The organism is Sediminibacterium sp. FW305-C-269 (genome assembly GCF_058231045.1).
In genome coordinates this window covers 1,087,533-1,106,869 of record NZ_JBIQXQ010000001.1, presented here as the reverse complement: position 1 = coordinate 1,106,869, position 19,337 = coordinate 1,087,533, and the positions used below count along the sequence as shown (strand labels likewise).

Below are 19,337 nucleotides of genomic sequence, written 5' to 3'. Positions count from 1 at the left end.
TATGTAATGTCTTTGCAGTTTTCTATTTTAGCTCTTCATTTGTAAGGTAACTGACAACTTTCCGTCTTCATTATAGCATTCAACAAACAGCAAAAGAATCGGATCATTCATGTGTACGGTAACTTACATTCCTACTAAAACCGGGATAATTCTCACTTCAAACCGAGACGAACATATTAGTCGCGGCATTGCCTTCTATCCGGAATTTTATCAGGTAAATAATAGAAAGTTGGCTTTTCCCAAAGACAGTAAAGCTGGTGGCACCTGGTTTATCAGTAATGAATATGGCGATGTCGGCGTATTGTTAAATGGTGCGGCAGAGAAACACAAACCGATGCCTTCCTATCGAAAAAGCAGAGGTCGCGTATTACCTGACATATTTCAACACCATTCACCCTTAGATGCATTAAAAAACTATCAGCTTATTGGTATTGAACATTTTACCCTGATTCTATGGGAACAATCTGTGTTAAGGGAGATACAGTGGAATGGCGAACGACTGATAATCAAACTACTTGATAAACAAAAAGCTCATATCTGGTCATCCGTAACCCTATATGACAAAATCATGATCACAGAAAGACATAGCTGGTTTAACAATTGGCTTCAGCAACACGCTGCTATTACTCAAAAAAATATATTGAATTTTCATGGAAATACTCATACAAGTAACAAAGAATATGGATTATTAATATCAAGAGAAAACAGCATCTCAACAACCAGTATTACTTCACTTTGCATAGAACAAAAAAAGGTTCAGCTATACCACAAAGACTTAATACAAAATATTGAATCGATACTTCAGTATGATTTAATGAATATGCCGCATATTAACCCCCGGTCAATCAATGAAAGTAACATTGCTTAAAAAAATTAAATTTTCACCCTTCTTTATCAGATTAATGAACTGGGAATTCTGGCCCTTCCATGTGGTGTATTTCCCGATCTATCCTGTATGGTTATGGTATTGTATTAGAGCGAGATCGGTTTTCTTTTTTAGTACATCCAACCCAAGCATCAAAAATGCCGGTTTTCTGATGGAATCCAAAAGTGATATTGACCAACTGATTCCGGAAAAGTACAAACCAGTTACCTTATTTTTTTCAGCCGGCCATCCGTTTGACAAAATAAAAGAGGCGGTAAAGAATAATGGTCTACAATATCCACTTGTTATTAAGCCCAATATCGGGATGCAGGGCAAGGCTGTGCTAAAAGTGCATAACAACTATGAATTCATTAATGCGATTAAAGCATTTACCGTTGATTTTATTGTGCAGCCTTTTATACCTTATCCAAAAGAAATAGGCATCTTTTATGTAAGATTACCAAATGAAAAAAAAGGTAAAATAACGGGAATAGTTGAAAAGGAGTTTTTAAAAATAACTGGCGATGGCGTAAGTACCATCAGGGAGTTATTGAGCAGTAATCCCCGTTATATTCTCCAATTACCGGTACTCAAACGAAATTTAGAAGATGGTATAGATAGCATTCCGGGAAAAGGTGTAGAAAAAATCCTGGTACCATATGGAAACCATGTAAGAGGCTCTCTGTTTCTCGACAGCTCTTATAAAAAGAACAAACAAATCGAATCGGTCATTGATAACGCCTGTCAACAAATTAATGGTTTTTATTTCGGGCGACTTGATATAAGATTTAACAATTTTGAGGAATTGGCCGAAGATAAAAACTGGAGCATTATAGAACTGAATGGCGCTGGCAGTGAGCCAACACATATGTACGATCCTGCACATTCCCTATTCTTTGCATGGAAAGAAATTATCCGACATTGGGAATTGCTTTTCCAGGTATCCATTCAGAACAGAAAAAGAGGGTTTTCTAATTTATCTTTCAGGCAAGGTATGAATATGTTCAGAGAAAATTCACAGTACGTTAAAAAGCTGGATCATATTCAATTTCATTTGCATTCACAGGAATATCAAAAGCAACCACTTTTGTTAAACCTTACTACGGCAAGATAGCTAGTGCGATAAATTCATAGTTTATTTCAATCGGCATAAACCAGCAAAGTGGCTATTTTCAATTGCCATTACCAATGTAAAACAAAACGCGTTTACAACAGCACTTATCGTTTTGATGAATGATTCCCCCTAAAAGAGAGAATGGTTCTTAACCATTATACCCTGCCAACTTCACAAGCATAATTTACGAAATGTTGTAAGAAATGATAATGTGCAGGTTTAAATATTATCCACTCCATCAACCATGGACTCAGTATCCTCTTTTACGACCAATGTATTATTACACTCTTTTCTGATCAATTAATTATTTATAACGATTGAGGCAAAAATAATTCCTTCAGGCAGGAGCTGATCCTATGTCACTGAATATTTTGATTTCAGCAGATTTAATTAAATACTTTCGTTTAAGAGATCCTGCATGCCAACGTAACTGTTCACGAATGGAATTTTATTCCAATTCAATGCAAATTTTCATCTAATATTCTCTCCATTCTTTCTTTTGTAAATACCGGTAATTTGTCTTCGGCCTGAACTTGCTTGCTCTCTGATCTTATCCACATGGTCTGTTTTTCAAATTTCCTGCAAAAGGAACACACAGAAGTATGCATAGACAGCTTCATTTTTTCTGTCAAACTGAGTTTACCCTCTTCCTTTTTTGCCATAAGGAATGTAGCTTCCTTACAAGTAGCCATAAAATACTTCATCATGAACTTTTTCATACTCCTCATTTTTTTAACCAATTTTTTTCTACGCAGTCACGCATTTGCAGCCGGGCTCTGTGTATTAACACCCAATAGTTAGACGAACTTATATTTAATAACTTACAGATTTCATCAGAGTCAAGATCTTCCATATATTTCAATGTAAAGACATGTTGTTGTAATGCTTTAAGATGGTCCTTACACCAATTAATGACTTTCTGGAATTCTTTTTTTTCTACAGGATCATCAGCAGCCTGCCAGTCTTTCGGCTTGCTGTTTTCTGCCCAGGCTCCTTCTTCATTAAACCATTCATCCACTATTTGCAAATCAGGCATCGTCACTACAGGCTGTTCAGTAGCTTTCTTTCTATAGTGATCAATTATTTTGTTTTTCAGAATGGTAAACAACCAATTTTTTTCAGATGCCTCGCCTTTATATCCATCCAATCCTTTTAATGCAGATAAAAAAGTCTCCTGAACCAGATCTTCTGCCAATACACTGTCATTTATCCTCGGTAATGCGTGCTGATAAAGCATATCTCCGTAAAGCTCCGGCCATTTGTGTGGATCAGCTTTATATTCTTTTTTGGGGACTGTTGGCGGCATTGTTTTTTTATAAAATTAGTAAAAGCTATCCTTAATTGATTCGCTAAATTTTAAACCCTGTCTGTAAGGATTGGCGTAGCCGGCCGTCTCTACATAGGTATACATTTACCGAAAGCTGCACTCGTTGAATCTTCCATATGTCATGTATTAAATAAAAGCAAAGCAGCTACTATGAAAAAGAAAACAACTAAGTTAATCGGATTAGTCATTCTGGCAGGATTGGTAATAGCCGGCAGTATAGGCACTTATATGTGGTTTAAACCGCATCGGAATGTACAGGCCACAAAAGCATTTTCGGAACTAAAAGCCAGAGATCTTATACAAGAATTTTCAGCAGATGCCAATGCGGCTAATGCAAAATACCTGTCACAGGATGGCAATTCTAAAATACTGATCATTGAAGGCCAGGTAAATAAAATATCCAAAAATCAAATTGGAGAAACGGTAATTATTTTAAAAGAGGAAGGTGCTAAAGCCGGTGTCAGTTGCACATTTACATTAAAAACAAGCCCGGAAATAGCGGGAATAAAAGAAGGTGATATCATACACATCAAAGGCGCCATTACAGCCGGCAACAGCTATGATGCAGACCTTGATTTATATGAACATGCTGTCATGATTCAATGTGCTATTGTCAAGTAAGAGTCCCTGAATTTTATAAAATTGATGATTTCACGCATATCGATTAGATTCCTGTATTGAAATTTGACTGGCATACATCAGAGGTTGGCTATATACTATCAAACCGGATAAGAATGCCCTTATACAGTCACTGAAGATGAGTTTACTCTCAATTAAATTACGACCTAATCCAATTGCAAAAAATGAAAAAAAACTTAATTGGCTTTATCATACTATTATTCAGCAGCCAATTGTTACCGGCTCAGGAAAGTGGTAAATTATTTTTTACAACTGCCGTCGGGTCGATAAATCCGCAGGGAAAGTTCAGGGATGCTGTTCAGTCAACACTTGCCTTCAACTCGGGTGTTGAAATGGCTTTGAAGAAAAACTGGTATACGCAGGCTGTTTTTGATTTTAATGCCCTCAAATATGACCAACAAATTAGAGACGGGAATTCTCCTTTTCTGTTTCAGAATACCAACAGTTCACTCCTCCTGCTTGGACTAAACGGCGGAAAGAATATTTTCCTTAAAAATCATAAATGGTTCATTTCATTCTATGGCGGCGGAGGTTATTTAAATATAGGTGAGCCCAGAGTAACGGTTGATTTAGTATCAAGCATCGCTAAACAGGATGTAGCGAGAGAAAGTAATGTATTTGCAAGAGGCGGGAGCAGGCTGGCATATAAAACCAGGTCAAATTTTTTCCAGACGGTTTATTTTGACGTGTCCTATTGGGCCTCACCCGCTACCATCCAGGGGGGCCGCGTAAATGGAATCTCTTTTTACATAGGCACAAGGTTTGGCACCATTCAATAGAACAGTTCTTAAAAAATAGAGAATAGAAGTTTCCTGAAATTTAGATACAAGTTCGATTCTGTAGCGTTGAGGTAAACCCATTAGGGCCAGACTATACATAAGCTCTCCCCGACTGCAGAGAAATTGGTTGTTATTATCAGCGTTAACCTTAGCACAAGAGGCAATCCCGAAATAGGTTCGGATATACCAACATAAAAAAAGTTCATAACCTTTCGGCTATGAACTTTTTACAAAATCTGCAGCTATTATTTGGGGGAAGTGAAATTCTCGCTTGAAAAGCGGGGGGTCTTATCATTCGATTTGTTCAGGTCTTCCCAGGTGCTATTGGGCTTATCGGTCACAAAGATCTCTGAACGTCTATTCACCAGCTGCAATAGACTGTCGTAATTTGCATCAGAACAGTCCTGAACGAGGTATTTTTTACCATAATGGTTTTCTACTATCTGTGAGGCGGGCACGCGGTTATTGAGCAGATACCTTTTTACTGCAACAGAACGTTTGTTTGATAAACCGATATTGTATTTCTCATCGGCAGCACAATCTGTAAAAGAACCGATCACCGCCTGCATGGCTGGATGGCTCTTCAAATAGCTGACCAGGGAATCCAGTACCAGTCTGTCTTTTGCACGTATATCTGATTTATCCAGATCATAATAAACGATATAATGCAGGGCATCAGCGGGTTTTACCACTTCCTCTTTGGGTGCTGCAGCAATAACAGGTACTGTCACATCCAGTATTCCCTGTTCAAGAGCATACCTGTTTTTACCCAGGCTGCGATAGTTTGCCGCAGTAACAGGCTGTATGTTCTCATGGCCTTTCCTGTCGTCAACAACGATCTTATATGCCTGGTTTGGTCTTACGGACAACTGGTAATTTCCATTCTGGTCTGTCACCGTGCTATCCAGGAGCTGTCCGGTAACGCCATCATACAAACGAACGCGTATATCTTTTCCCGCATTTTTATTGATCGTGGCCTTTCCGAAAAGTTGCACAAAGGCTTTTTGGTAAGCGTATTCAAAAATATCGTCACTTCCATACCGGTTAGAATTGAAGAATCCGGTATTTTCTTTTTTCGAGAATCCGAAATCATCACTGCTGCTATTAACGGGGTATCCCAGGTTCTCTGGCTTTCCGGCTGCATTGACGCGGTAGATATCCAATCCACCCAGGCCTGCATGCCCATTCGAGCTGAAATACAAGATCCCTTCATAATAAGTGGGGAACAGTTCATTTGCTGCGGTATTGATGGCAGCACCGGCATTGATGGGGTCACTCCACTTACCATCTTCTGTTTTTTCAACATAATAGATATCTGTGCCGCCTAATCCTCCGGGCTGGTCAGTGGAGAAGTACAGTCTTTTATCATCAGGCGTTGCTGCCGGATGGAAATAAGAATGGGCTTTCTGATTAAACGGCATCGGGGTGATATTTGTCCAGGCACCTGATTCCGTTCTTTCTGCCCTGCATATTTCCAGCTCACTCACGCCGTTGCCAACAGACCGGTTCCTGGTGAAATAGGCTACTTTTCCTTCGTTAGCAAAACTGATCGCTCCCACATTCACGCCTTTGTTCAATTCTTTGCTAAACAAGGGCACATCAACAGCCGTATAGGTAAACTGTTTGAAATCAAACTTGGGGTTGAGTATGCTATTATCGTTGGGTATCGCAGACGTATAATCCGTGATACTTCTCCTTAATTTTTTCTCTGCCCAGGCCGATTGCCGGATACTGTCTGTACGGATATCAGTCAATGTTCGCTGGTAATACAGTTTGCTGAAAGGAGTCCCGTCCCATCCGAACTCGCTACGACCGGTAACTTTGGAGCCCCTGTTAGATTCGAATACGAAACCGCTCTCATACAAAGCAGCATTGAATTCGTTGAGCGGGGTATTGACACTCAGATAATACAAGGTATAATCGAGAGAATCCTTCATGAAAACTTTCGGATTGGTAAAACCCGCAAGCCTCTCTTTCGCTACCCTGGCATCCACTCCGCTATTAGCATCGGCTAAACGGCCCTGATAAGCTGATATTGCTTTTGTATAGTTGCCGGTGCTGGCATACAATTCCGGAAGGAGATTACCCTTTACCGAACCGAGCTGGCTGGCTCTTTCATAATAATAGATGGCACTATCGTACTGGTTATTGATTTTGAAACAATAAGCCAGCTTGGTTAATGCTGCCGTATCTTCCGGATGGTTCTTCAGATGACCCTTAAAAAAGGGGATAGCATAGGCGAACCGCAGACTGTGGAACTCCCGGTTTGCAACGGAAAGGGCTGCTTCTGTCTTTTTTTGCGCCTCTACACAAACGGGAAGCAAGAGCGCAGCAAGGATGAGTTTGTACATATCTTAAAAATATCTTGTGGATTTAATGGTTTTATTCCTGCCGAATTCAAATCGGAACATCAGTTCATGAGAACCCCTGTTAAAAGCGTTCAGCTGCGAAGTGGTAACATCATATGCATAACCCAGACGCAGTTGCGGATTGATCTGTAACTCGGCCATACCTACAAAAGCATCGCCTGTTCTGTAGGAGGCGCCCAGACCAATGACATCCCGTAACCATACATTACAGTTCAGATCAGCCTGAAGGGGTGCACCAGATACCGCTTTGAACAGGACCGATGGTTTGAGTTTCACTTCATCTGACATATCCAACACAACACCTGAGGTAATGAAAATATGGAAGTCATTTGCCTTTTGAATGCCCGATGTGATCATGTCAAGCGTGGCGATCCTTGTCCGCAGGATATTCGGTACAGAAACACCTGCATAAAAGCGGTCGGTATTATAGTACAGACCTGCCCCGATAGTGGCCATCCATTTGCTATAGTTCTGAGAAAAAGCAGGGTCGCCGGGTGTAAAACGGTTAGGCACCTGGGTCAGGTCGGTCCTGTAATTCATCATACCAAAGGATAAACCTCCGGACAACACACCTTTCTCCGACACATGCACCCTTGTGGAAACCATGGCATTGAAGCCGGTAGCTTTTTCCACACCCAGGCGGTCATCGTATAACTGTATACCCAGACCCACTTTGTTATCATTGATGGCTCCATCAACACTTACGGAAGTGGTTTGTGGTGCACCGGGCAGTGAAACCCATTGTTTACGGTAAAATGCGTTCAGACTGATGGCTTCTCTGCTTCCGGCATACGCAGGATTTATCCCAAGCATATTATACATGTACTGCGAATACATAGGATCAGTCTGTGCCTGGAGTTTACCTGTAATACAGAGGCTTACAAGCAACCCGATTCCTATCTGTTTGAATATTTTTTGGCTCATTTTTCAGTTTTTATCTTACAATAGTTAAGGGTCCGGCAAATTTTTGTACGATTCCCGTTGCATCGGTGGCAACCACCACATAGTAATAAGTGCCTTCGGGAACATATTGTCCTAAGAAATTCCCTGAACCACGTGCATCCCAATCATTCTTATAGTCATTGTTCTGGTACACCTGGTTACCCCAACGGTTGAATACCTGCAAGGCGATCCTGGTTCCAAAGGGGCGGGTGATGATGAACTTGTCATCCACCCCATCCTGGTTCGGAGAGAATCCTCCCGGGATGATGATATCCAGCTTAGGTACCTGGAATTTGGTAGCTAAACGGTTATTCGGATCACTGCCATTGGCTACCGGATCATTAGAAGCCAGTTGCGCACGTCCATAAGGCGTATTTGCCTGCATGATCGCAACGTTGTTATAATTACCCGGTGTAGCACTTGCATTGATCTTTATAGACAAGGTGATAGAATCGGACTTGTTGGCTGCCAGTGAAGACTGCAACGTTACCAGGTCAATGACACCTGATCCGTTGTACAGGACATTGGCCGCCAGTGTACCCGTTGCCTGTACATTGATTACTGAATAATCACTGGCATTGGTAAACACTTTTGACAGATCATCTTTTACCTGCACGCTATCCATTTTCACATTCATCAGGTTGGTAGTCTTGATCTTGAATACGGCGAGGAAACTTCCGTCCGGTTGTAGTTTGATTGACTCAAACCGTTTGGTGACTTCCATGATCGTTTGGGGGGCAATGATCGTTACCGTATCAAATTTACAAGGCGTGCTAACCAGTCCACTGGCAGTATCTACCGCTTTCACACACCATACATACACACCCAGTTTATTGGGCAAAGCAGGTGCGGTGGTGGTGCAGTTCTGACCATTCACATCACACCACTGAGGTTTGCTGCCAGCTGTGATGGTTTTGATCAGTCCGCTGATATTGGCGGGCAAACCGATACCGCCCAGCACATAGGTTGCATTTACAGGGGTAACTGTAGGCAATATGCGGATGGTGTCGAACACACAAGGTGTGCTGCTGATATTACTTATTGTATCGATATTCTTTACACACCATATGTAGATACCCGGTTTGGTAGGTAACAACGGAACCGTAGTGCTGCAATTATTGCCATTTACATCGCAATAGATCGTTTTGGAACCAGCCGGCGGCGCGCTTACTGTTTTACCGATATTCACCGGATTGGAAGGATCTCCTGCATTATAAGTGCCACCAGTTGCTTTAGGAGGATCAACATTAGGATACTCGATCAGCAGGTATAATGTAGCTTTTGCACAGGTGGAAGGAGTTCCGCCACAAACTGTGTAAGCCACTTCTATCGGTCCCGAAAATCCAGGGGCCGGGGTGAATGTATACGTTCCATCTGTATTGATCACCAAAACTCCTTTGGAAGCCGGTACGGTTCCGATCGCAGTTACGGTGAGACTGGCCTTAGCTGTGTTCCTGTCATTGGCTATCAGGCTACCCTTGATTTCCGCACCAACAGTGGTAGAAGCATAGTCATCTGCTGCTATTGTAATTGGATCCGTGTCAACAGGTACCGTGTAATATACCCAGGCTGTGGCACAGTTGGCAGGGCTGGCATTGTCACATACCCTGTAGCGAAGGCTGTCCGTACCTGAAAAACCTGCTTTAGGTGTATAATTAATGGTACCATCTGCATTCACTGTAGCTGTTCCATTCAAAGGATCCGTTACAATCGTTACACTGGCAGTATTCAGGCTGCACCCTATGTTACTGCACTTGTCATTCGCCAGCACATTTGTAGTAGTGGTTTCACCTGGCAAAGCTGTTACAATATCCAGATTGACCACGGGTGGATTATCTGTACGAACCGGATCTTTCACCGTAATCACCAATGAAGTAGTGGCACAGTTGGATGTCTGACCAGGCACACACAATGGAACCTGGTAGGTATAGATGCCCGGCTGAGTTGCTTTGAAGACATAGGTACCATCCGTATTCATTGTGATCGTAGCACCTGAAGGATTACCGGATGCCGGTATGGGTGTACCATAGCTTGATCCCACAGGTATCACATCATTCGTTGACACATTACCACTTACGGGAACATTCACATTCGTGGCGTTCACATCCGGATTCAACTGTGCAGGTGGGTTTACCAGCAGGTGCAAGGTTGCCTGGGCACAGGTAGAAGGAGTACCTCCACACACTGTATACACCACATCGATTGCGCCACTAAAGCCTGCCGCAGATGTGAATGTGAAAGAACCATCGGTGTTGATCACCAACACTCCTTTGCTGGCAGGTACGGTTCCACTTGCAGTTACAGATAAGGCAGCACCGCCTGTATTCTTATCATTCGTTAATATATTACCGCTTGTTGCAACACCTGCATAGGTATTGGCATAATCATCTGTTGCCACTGTAAGAGGAGCTGCGTCGGCAGCCGGTACTGTATAATATACCCAGGCTGTAGCACAGTTGGCAGGACTGGCATTGTCACACACATTGTAACGCAGACTGTCTGTACCGAAGAATCCGGCTTTAGGTGTGTAATTCATCGTGCCATCCGCATTCACTGTAGCTGTTCCGTTCAACGGAGCAGTTACGATCGTTACGCTGGAAGCATTCAGGCTGCAACCTGCATTACTGCATTTATCGTTGGCCAGTATATCCGAAATCGTGGTTACTCCTGGTAAAGCTGTTACGATATCCAGGTTCGCAACGGGGGGATTGTCTGAACGGGCCGGATCTTTTACAGTGATCACCAATGATGTGGTAGGGCAATTCGATGTCTGACCAGGTGCACACAAAGGAACCTGGTAAGTATAGGTACCGGGCTGGATCGCTTTGAACACATAGGTACCATCCGTATTCATTGTAATTGTAGCGCCTGAAGGATTACCGGATGCCGGTATGGGTGTACCATAGCTTGAACCGGCAGGTACCACATCGTTCGTTGACACATTACCATTTACGGGAACATTCACATTCGTGGCGTTCACATCCGGATTTGTCTGTGCTGACACGGTAACCGTTACAGTGGCCGTATTGGTGCAACCTGAACTGGCAGAAGTTCCGGTAACTGTATAGGTAGTGGTTACGGCAGGATTGGCTGTTACACTGGCCGTATTAGATGCAGACAATCCTGTAAGCGGCACCCAGCTGTAGCTATTGGCGCCATCTGCGGTAAGAATAGCAGCATTCCCCAGCTTAATAGTAACAGTAGCCGGATACACAGACACTGCAGGTTTATTATTAACGGCAACCGTTACCTGGGTACGCGATGCAGATACACATCCGCCAGAACTGGTTACATCTACATAATAACTGGTGGTAGTGGTTAATGCCGCTGTTGTATAGGCTGCACCCGTATATAAGGAAGTGCCGCCTGTCGCTGCAGTGTACCAATTGTAGGCAGGTGAGCTGGTGGCAGAAGCTGCCGTTAAAGTAGTTGTCAACCCAGAACATACAGCCAAAACGCCCGTTACACCACTGATCGTTGGCAACGCATTTACCGTAACGGTAACTGCAGTTCTGGATACAGATGTACATCCTCCCGCATTGGTTACATCCACATAAAAACTGGTGGTAGTGGTCAATGCTGCTGTTGTATAAGCTGCACCCGTATATAAAGAAGTACCGCCAGTTGCTGCAGCGTACCAATTATAAGTAGGTGAACTGGTGGCCGATGCTGCCGTTAAGGTAGTAGTTGAACCGGAACAGATAGATAAAGTACCCGTTACACCACTGATCGTTGGCAAGGCATTAACCGTAACAGTAACTGCAGTTCTGGATACAGATGTACATCCTCCCGCATTGGTTACATCCACATAAAAACTGGTGGTAGTGGTCAATGCTGCTGTTGTATAAGCTGCACCTGTATATAAAGAAGTACCGCCAGTTGCTGCAGCATACCAATTATAAGTAGGCGAACTGGTGGCTGAAGCTGCCGTTAAGGTAGTAGTTGAACCGGAACAGATAGCTAAAGTGCCCGTTACACCACTGATCGTTGGATAGTCATTTACGGTAACGGTAACCGCAGTTCTGGAGGCAGATACACATCCCGCAGAACTGGTTACCTCTACATAAAAACTGGTGGTAGTGGTCAATGCCGCGGTTGTATACGCTGCACCCGTATATAAAGAAGTACCGCCAGTTGCTGCAGCATACCAATTATAAGTAGGTGAACTGGTGGCCGATGCTGCCGTTAAGGTAGTAGTTGAACCGGAACAGATAGATAAAGTACCCGTTACACCGCTGATCGTTGGCAAGGCATTAACTGTAATGGCAGTAACGGTTCTCGGAGTAGACGTACATCCACCTGAATTTGACACTTCAACATAAAAATTCGTATTGGCGTTTAAAGCCGGTGTTGTATAAACTGCGCCGGTATGTAACGGTGTGCCCCCGGCTGCATTATCATACCAATAAAAGGTAGGAGAAGTGGTTGATGAGGCAGCTGTTAATGTGGTAGTCAAACCGGCACAGAGGGTTGTTGTACCCGTCACACTGCTAATGGTTGGTGCTGATCCGCCAACTACTGTAACAGTAGTTGAGGTTCTTGATGCAGAAGTACATCCGGCACCACTGGTCACATCCACATAAAAACTCGTGGTGGTGGTCAATGCTGCTGTTGTATAAGCCGCACCTGTATATAACAAATTGCCGCCGGTTGCTGCATCATACCACTTATAGGTTGGCGACTGGGCCGCGGAGGAAGCAACCAGTGTTGTCGTCTGGTTGGTGCAAATAGATAAAGTACCTGTCACATTACTGATGGTCGGTAACGCATTTACTGTAACAGTCGTGGCGGTCCTTGATGCAGAAACACAGCCGGCTGCATTTGTTACATCCACATAAAAACTGGTGGTAGTGGTCAATGCTGCTGTTGTATAAGATGCCCCCCCCGTTTGCAATAAGGTACCCCCTGTTGCTGCCGTATACCACTTATAGGTAGGCGTACTGGCTGCTGATGCTGCCGTTAAAGTAGTGGTCAAACCGGAACATATGGATAAAGTACCTGTTACACCACTGATTGTAGGTAGATCAAGAACGGTAATTTTCCCGGAAACATCACTGGTGGCTTTGAGTCCGGAACTACCTGTAATGATCGCGTAATAATAAGAATCACCCGCAGAGGTACTGGTTGGTGTATAAGAAATCGTTTGACTGGTACCCGTTAAGCTAACAGTTCTGATCAATGTACCACCCGCATTAGAATTCGTTGTATTCTTATACCAACTAACCTGGCTTAGGGTACCACTGCTGATGGTAGCTGTAAGTTGCAATGGGGTAACTGCCGCATTTAAACAAACGGTTTGGGTAGCGGTAGACATCTGAGCAGTAATATTGGGCTGTAAAGCCAACATGTCGTTCAATGCCGAAGCGATAGGATCTGAAGAAGTAGCAACATTACTATTATCTGATATATTCGCTGGACCATTTACGGGGTGTATCAGCAGATATGCTTCACCTGAATAGACCGGACTGACAAAATTATTATTGGAGATTACCACCATATAAAAACAGGTGGTATTATCTCCCGAACCTCCAGTCTTTGCTCTCCGGTTAATTTCTCCATAAATAGTCTGCACCTGACCGGATGCATCGGTATATGTTAAAATACCTCTAACATAGTTTCCGACAAAGGAGCTGGGCTGATTGGGATCTTCAAACTTAAAATTAGTTCCCGCTATAGAAGTCGTAATGGCTGCAGTATTTGTCTGGGCGCCATATGAACTTCCCACCGCTTTGTACACTTTATTAAAATTCACTGACACTCCGGCATAGGCATTTACCGACAGAAAAAGGGCTGCCAGCCAGGTCAGCAGAGTCTTCAACCGGATGGAACCGGCAATACTGCTTTTCAAGATCTCAGGGTTTGAAGTGGTTGAATAATTAAGCATGAATCCTTTTTTCAATTATTATTAAAATCAGATGTAAGACCGTACATATCAGAAAACCGGGGGGGATGGCTCGGGAGATTGGATCGTCTACAAGTGCGCAAAAGAACACCACTTGCCATTATAATTTCGTACTACGTTGTCCAGTTTCGACAATTCTGAACAGAGAAGTCGTTCAATTTTATATACAGACACATGATTGAACCCATCGAAGCATAAACAGAGCGTTCATACTTGTCCCAACAACAGAGTGGTTGCCAGAAGAGCGTTAGCAGAATAAGATATTTTTCATGCGGATCCGGCGAAAATCAGCTATTTCACAGGATTTCAATGCATTATTTTTAACATTTTTTGCCGAATAAGTTTGATTTTGGAAAATAGACCGGTCGTTTTAAGCTATGCGGGAAAAACTCGATTTAAATTTGTCAGCTTATCTATTCAGAACACCCCTTATACAAGGGGCTTGAGCGCAAAATCGCATCGTAACAATGGGCATTACACAGGACTCGATTTTATTCGTCGTCTGCCTCCTGACCGGCAGCCTGGGACTATTTGTTTCACTGATCCTTTTTTTTGTGAACAAGGAAAAAAGCCTGGCACCCAACCTGGTTGCCATGATCATTGCCATCCTGTCATATGTAATGCTTACCAATGCAGCGTATGTAACCAACTATTTTATCATTTTCCCGCTTTTCTACAGGTTAATGGCCTGGACGATCTTCTGTATAGGACCACTGTCTTATTTATATGTACGTTCTGTTTTAGAACAAACCTTCCGATTAAAACGTACTGACTGGCTATATTTTATTCCGGTACCTATCTACCTCATTCACCGTATCCCATTTTACCTGTTAAGCCGTGAAGAAAAAGTGGCTGTTATCAAAAGCAACCTGACCAACCTCAAACTGATCCTGGTAGAGCCCGAGGGGCTGTTCCCACAGGGCTGGATGGCAGTGGCCAGAATATTGCTGGGCGTTATTTTCCTTGCTGCGCAGTGCAGGCTGATCTGGAAGTGGAAAGCTAAGGTCAATAACCAACAACAGTTCAACCTTCACAACAAGACCGTATTTACCTGGCTTCAATCGTTCACCTATATCATGTCGATCAGTTACCTGCTCGTATTTATTGAAATGACTTTGCATGTAAGCAATGTATTTCGTCTGGACTACCTGATCCTTACCAATGTCGGGCTCACCATACTTTTTATCTGTGCCTATTTAGTAGTGAAACCGGAGATACTTTATGGCATGAAGGGATGGCTTCAGGAATCACCCGTTACAACTGAAGAGAAAGCGGTGAAGCCGATGGAAGAAGCCATACCAAGCGTTACAAATACAGATCATCTGAGCAAGAAAAAAAGCATACCGCATGCTGATGCCGTTTTGTATGAGTCTATGATAGAAGAACATTTTTCCAAAAACCATCCGTTCATCAAAACAGGCTATTCCATCAAAGACCTAAGCAAAGAGATACAGTTGCCTACCTATATTTTGTCGGCATTCATCAACCAGTACCTGGGAAAGAATTTCAATGAATTCATCAATGACCTGAGAATAGACCACCTCTGCAACCTGGTGCAAAAAGACGATTCCTTACTTTCCTATACCATTGAAGCCTTAGGCAATAAAGTAGGCTTTAATTCAAGGACCAGTTTTATCAATGCCTTCAAAAAAAGAAAAGGGATGACGCCTTCGGAGTATTTCAACCTCTCCAAGAAACAACACACAGAGCCAAACAATGACTTCAGCTATTTCCAAGACAATACCAATACACTTGGTCTCCCATTAAAAAATACGCTACCCAGCGATATAAGCGTTTCCTAATCCATCCACTCATTCATTCATTCATTGTTACCTGTCCTTCAAAAACAACCCTCCCTTCACCAGCCAGGAGACCCCGAATGCCAGCAAAGCGCCGGATTCGAGCCAGAAAACAGGTTTATAGGCTTTTAACCATGTCATTGTATCACGCAGATTCGTATAGAGTGCCAGTAATACAATACATACCAGCATTAACACCCCACAAATATGGTACACCCGGTTACGCTGTTTTTTCTGGCGGGTAATGACCACACCCCTGCTTTTGGTGAACTGGAACAGCGAAATGGCCGCCAGTATGAGGAATAGTGCGGCAGAAAACACATTATGCAGGTTATTACGCAGTTCATTCAGCGGCAGATGAACAATGGCGCAACTGTCTGTGCTGGTTTCATTGGTGGGAAAAAACGCCACCCCTAATGCCAGTATACCCGCCGAGGTCGATAAAAACCCGTCTAACCGGTCGCCGGGATATCCTTTGTAGGAGATCAGGAACAGCGCCACCGCACATAACATACCCACCAGCAGGTCGCCGGTAATGGTATAATAATAATCGCTCACCGAATCCTGTATAGTATAACAGTGCCCAAACAGGTAGTTACCTACCAGCATGGCAGCAGGCAACAAAACACTCATCCAGCCTATGGATTGTACCAGTGTTTTAAAGGAAATCAGTCGCGGGTCTGACTTGGGAGTTCCCATCACACGCTATTTTAGCCTGAAAAATAGGTATCTTTTCTTATACGTTTTTTATCCCACTGAATAAAAAAGGTCCGGCAGTTACATCTGCCCGGACCTTTTGCATTATTGCACACTCTTCTCATTTACGAAATTCAACACCTGCCAGCACGGGGTAATGATCAGAAGGGAACTTACCATGATAAGTATCTGTGAGTATACCATACCGTATTGCTGTAAAATGAGCAGAAAGAAAAATATGGTCGATAATATCTTTCGATGGATTATCTGTTTTAAAGCTGTTAAAGCTACCATTGTTCTGGTAAGGATGTGGCACTTGTTGCAAAACATCTTTTAAAAGATTGCTGTTCTGGATAAATTGGTACCACTCGCTTTGGTGGTTTCCGTTAAAGTCGCCTGTAAGTATTACTGGCTGATCACCGGCAATTTCAACGATCTTTTTCATAATCAGTTTACTGCTCTCCACACGGGCAACCACACCGCGATGATCAAAATGTACATTAAATACATAAAAACTTTTTTTGCTTTCCCTATCTCGGAGTTTAATCCACGAACAGATCCGGTTGATCCTTGCATCCCAGCCAAAACCTGGTTTTTCAGGCGTTTCGGATAACCAGAAATCACCTTTATCCAGCAGGTCGTATTTTTCTTTCTTGTAGAAAATAGCAGAGTGTTCCCCTTTGAACCGGCCATCATCTCTTCCTTTTCCATAGAAAGTATATTCAGGAAGCTCTTTCTGCAGGTCGTCGAGCTGATTTCTCAGCCCCTCCTGGGTTCCCAAAATATCGAAATCGTGAAAACGTATCAGCGCTGAAGCTATGGGCGCCCTGTTTTTCCAGAGATTCCCCGAATCCCCCGGATTATCGTAACGTAAATTAAAGGTACCTATAGTAATTTTTTGGGCTCTTAGCGCAAGCATGCCTGTCAAGAACCAACACAAAATGAGAACGATTTTTTTCATACAGTCATTTATAAATTTAGACAGTGGCCATGTAACAAATACCGGACCATCATTTGCGGCAATGCAAAAGGGAACAGCACGTAGCGGCATATTCCCTCTTAGCATCCCTGATGATTACTGCTTAGCTAACACTGTTACCATCCCGGGTTCTGCCCCAGCTTTGGATTGATAAGCAGGTCCGCTGTTGGAATGGGGTACAAGTATTTTTTATCTTCCCATTTTCTCACAGAATTATTCAGCCAAGTAATTTCACCTGAAGTAGCGCCACTTAATCTCTGTGGATTTACTGATCCGTTAGGAAGTGTTGGTGACACATTAATGAATGTTACTCCTGCAATGGCCGCAGGTGCAGTACCGCTGTAAAACAACACATCATTTTTACCATCCTCATTCAGATCCATAGGTGTATTGAGAGCGGGAACATAAAATCCATTCCAGGTTTGCGTGAGCAGGTCTCCTCTTTTCCAGCGAAGCAGGTCAGAGAAACGTAGCCCTTCCCATGCCAGCTCAATACCCCGCTCACGTCTGATCTCCAGAATAGACGGGTCGGTAATCCCCGGAAAATAATTGGTTTGCAGGTATGGATCAGCCGTTACGGGCTTATTGGTCAGTCCTCCGGTGATACCAGCTCTGGAACGTAATGACCCAATAGTTTTTGCCCAATCGGCATCTGTAAGAGTCCCCAGTTCTGCTTTGGCTTCTGCATAGTTCAGCAGTACTTCTGCATACCTGATAAGTGAAATTGAGTTATCGTTACGGGTACCTCCGTCAAAATATACATCATCCAGACACCATTTGATAGGCTGGTAACCTGTATAGGTATAAGAGAATACCGGAGGAGCCGCTTCCTGGGCTCCGCCATTAATTCTTTTATAAGTTCCCAGGCGGATGGTTTGCTGCAGGCGTTTGTCTCGGTTCTTCACCTCATCGGCAAATACTTTTGTCTGATAGCCGGCGGTTCCGGTAAACGGTGTGCCGTCTATATTGAGATAGGTATTTACAAAGGTCCTTGTAAAGCTAAGACGTGATCCATACGTGGCCGAGGTCCAGTACCAGTTCGCATCGTTCAATACGTTCAGGGTGGCATCTGACACATTGCTCAGGATAACTTCGGAGGTTACTGGTTGTTTACTGATAAAGAGTTGACGATAAGAGAGGTCTGTTCCACTGGCCGTATTCAGTTTAAAGCCGCCTTCAGTAATGACTTTATCCGCCGCCGCTGCTGCCTGCTGTAACCACTGGTCAGCAGTGGATGCAATGGCGTTAGTAAGTCCACCTGTTCCGCCATGGTATTTACGGAATGTTCCCTCAAACAGACAAATCCTTGATTTGTATGCTAAGGCAACATATTTGGTGATCATACTACGAGTCGCATCGGTTGCCGTAATATTGTTGCTGGCAAAATCCAGATCGGCCAGTACAGAATCCATCACCAGTTTACGCGGGTCTCTTGCCCTGTAAAGGTTTACAGAATCGGCGATGTCAATAGTTTTACCATACCAGGGTACATCGCCAAAACGCTGCACCTTATCAAAGTAAAACAAAGCACGGAAGAACCGCGCGATAGCGATATAGTTCTGACGAACCGCAACCGGCACAGCAGGATCTGTACAGTTTTCAATAAAATAGTTGATGTTCCTGAGTGGCGACCAGCTCCAGCCTGAACTTTGCAGAGCTGTAAAACCACTGGCTGTAAGGAAAGTCGGCACATCTGTTCGTGCACCATAATCGCTCATAGCATCTGCTCTTACCACATCGTTTCCGGAAGGAAGGTTATTGTAAAATGATGCCACATACAACTGTAGCCCTTTTTCATTGCCAAATACAGCGCTTTTAGAAGCCGTAGCCTGCGGTTCCTGATCCAGTTTCTTACAACCTGACAGGATCAATGTTAATATGCTTATGGAGAAAAGTATCTTTTTCATAGCTGAATTAATGAATTGT

The 19,337-nt window shown here is 43.3% G+C and carries 13 protein-coding genes; 5 read left to right on the top strand and 8 right to left on the bottom strand.

Annotated elements, in window-relative coordinates; genetic code table 11:
- Nucleotides 1-109 precede the first annotated feature (109 nt).
- On the top strand, nucleotides 110-868 hold the full coding sequence (locus ACH3Y6_RS04720) for an NRDE family protein (RefSeq protein ID WP_490834430.1): 759 nt from the start codon (nucleotides 110-112) through the stop codon (nucleotides 866-868).
- Nucleotides 849-1,979 carry a hypothetical protein gene (locus tag ACH3Y6_RS04715; protein ID WP_490834429.1) on the top strand — a complete coding sequence of 377 codons (1,131 nt, stop codon included), beginning with the start codon at nucleotides 849-851 and terminating at the stop codon, nucleotides 1,977-1,979. Before ACH3Y6_RS04720 ends, ACH3Y6_RS04715 begins: the two co-directional genes overlap by 20 nt.
- A gap of 458 nt (nucleotides 1,980-2,437) precedes the next feature.
- On the opposite strand, the gene ACH3Y6_RS04710 is transcribed toward ACH3Y6_RS04715, so the two are convergent.
- Together ACH3Y6_RS04710 and ACH3Y6_RS04705 are read right to left on the bottom strand one after the other, a co-directional pair.
- Nucleotides 2,438-2,698, bottom strand: a complete 261-nt coding sequence (locus ACH3Y6_RS04710; RefSeq protein ID WP_490834428.1) for an anti-sigma factor family protein — start codon at nucleotides 2,696-2,698, stop codon at nucleotides 2,438-2,440.
- A gap of 5 nt (nucleotides 2,699-2,703) precedes the next feature.
- Nucleotides 2,704-3,285, bottom strand: coding sequence for a sigma-70 family RNA polymerase sigma factor (locus ACH3Y6_RS04705; protein ID WP_490834427.1), 582 nt, complete (start codon nucleotides 3,283-3,285; stop codon nucleotides 2,704-2,706).
- Between the two features lie 171 nt (nucleotides 3,286-3,456).
- Between ACH3Y6_RS04705 and ACH3Y6_RS04700 the strand changes: the two genes are divergently transcribed.
- Together ACH3Y6_RS04700 and ACH3Y6_RS04695 are read left to right on the top strand one after the other, a co-directional pair.
- Nucleotides 3,457-3,927, top strand: a complete 471-nt coding sequence (locus ACH3Y6_RS04700) for an OB-fold protein (protein WP_490834426.1) — start codon at nucleotides 3,457-3,459, stop codon at nucleotides 3,925-3,927.
- A 182-nt stretch (nucleotides 3,928-4,109) separates the two neighbouring features.
- The gene (locus ACH3Y6_RS04695) at nucleotides 4,110-4,724 is read left to right on the top strand and encodes a hypothetical protein (protein WP_490834425.1); all 615 of its coding nucleotides are present in this window, start codon (nucleotides 4,110-4,112) and stop codon (nucleotides 4,722-4,724) included.
- A 245-nt stretch (nucleotides 4,725-4,969) separates the two neighbouring features.
- Here the strand turns inward: ACH3Y6_RS04695 and ACH3Y6_RS04690 are convergent, their stop codons facing one another.
- From ACH3Y6_RS04690 to ACH3Y6_RS04680, 3 genes are read right to left on the bottom strand one after another with little or no spacing between them, the layout of a single operon-like run.
- Nucleotides 4,970-7,075, bottom strand: coding sequence for an OmpA family protein (locus tag ACH3Y6_RS04690; RefSeq protein ID WP_490834424.1), 2,106 nt, complete (start codon nucleotides 7,073-7,075; stop codon nucleotides 4,970-4,972).
- A gap of 3 nt (nucleotides 7,076-7,078) precedes the next feature.
- Nucleotides 7,079-8,017 (bottom strand): PorP/SprF family type IX secretion system membrane protein, encoded by a 939-nt coding sequence (locus ACH3Y6_RS04685; RefSeq protein ID WP_490834423.1) that lies wholly within the window; start codon nucleotides 8,015-8,017, stop codon nucleotides 7,079-7,081.
- A gap of 10 nt (nucleotides 8,018-8,027) precedes the next feature.
- A complete protein-coding gene (locus tag ACH3Y6_RS04680) occupies nucleotides 8,028-13,919 on the bottom strand; it encodes an Ig-like domain-containing protein (protein WP_490834422.1) in 5,892 nt (1,963 codons plus the stop codon).
- Nucleotides 13,920-14,404: 485 nt separating this feature from the next.
- Between ACH3Y6_RS04680 and ACH3Y6_RS04675 the strand changes: the two genes are divergently transcribed.
- Nucleotides 14,405-15,739: a helix-turn-helix domain-containing protein gene (locus ACH3Y6_RS04675; RefSeq protein ID WP_490834421.1), complete on the top strand. Its 1,335-nt coding sequence runs from the start codon at nucleotides 14,405-14,407 to the stop codon at nucleotides 15,737-15,739.
- Nucleotides 15,740-15,766: 27 nt separating this feature from the next.
- On the opposite strand, the gene ACH3Y6_RS04670 is transcribed toward ACH3Y6_RS04675, so the two are convergent.
- The 3 genes from ACH3Y6_RS04670 to ACH3Y6_RS04660 all read right to left on the bottom strand — a co-directional run bounded on the left by ACH3Y6_RS04670 (nucleotide 15,767) and on the right by ACH3Y6_RS04660 (nucleotide 19,318).
- Nucleotides 15,767-16,435 carry a hypothetical protein gene (locus ACH3Y6_RS04670; RefSeq protein WP_490834420.1) on the bottom strand — a complete coding sequence of 223 codons (669 nt, stop codon included), beginning with the start codon at nucleotides 16,433-16,435 and terminating at the stop codon, nucleotides 15,767-15,769.
- Between the two features lie 118 nt (nucleotides 16,436-16,553).
- Entirely contained in the window at nucleotides 16,554-17,393 is an 840-nt protein-coding gene (locus ACH3Y6_RS04665) for an endonuclease/exonuclease/phosphatase family protein (RefSeq protein WP_490834419.1), read from the bottom strand.
- Nucleotides 17,394-17,527: 134 nt separating this feature from the next.
- Nucleotides 17,528-19,318, bottom strand: coding sequence for a RagB/SusD family nutrient uptake outer membrane protein (locus tag ACH3Y6_RS04660; RefSeq protein WP_490834418.1), 1,791 nt, complete (start codon nucleotides 19,316-19,318; stop codon nucleotides 17,528-17,530).
- Nucleotides 19,319-19,337 lie beyond the last annotated feature (19 nt).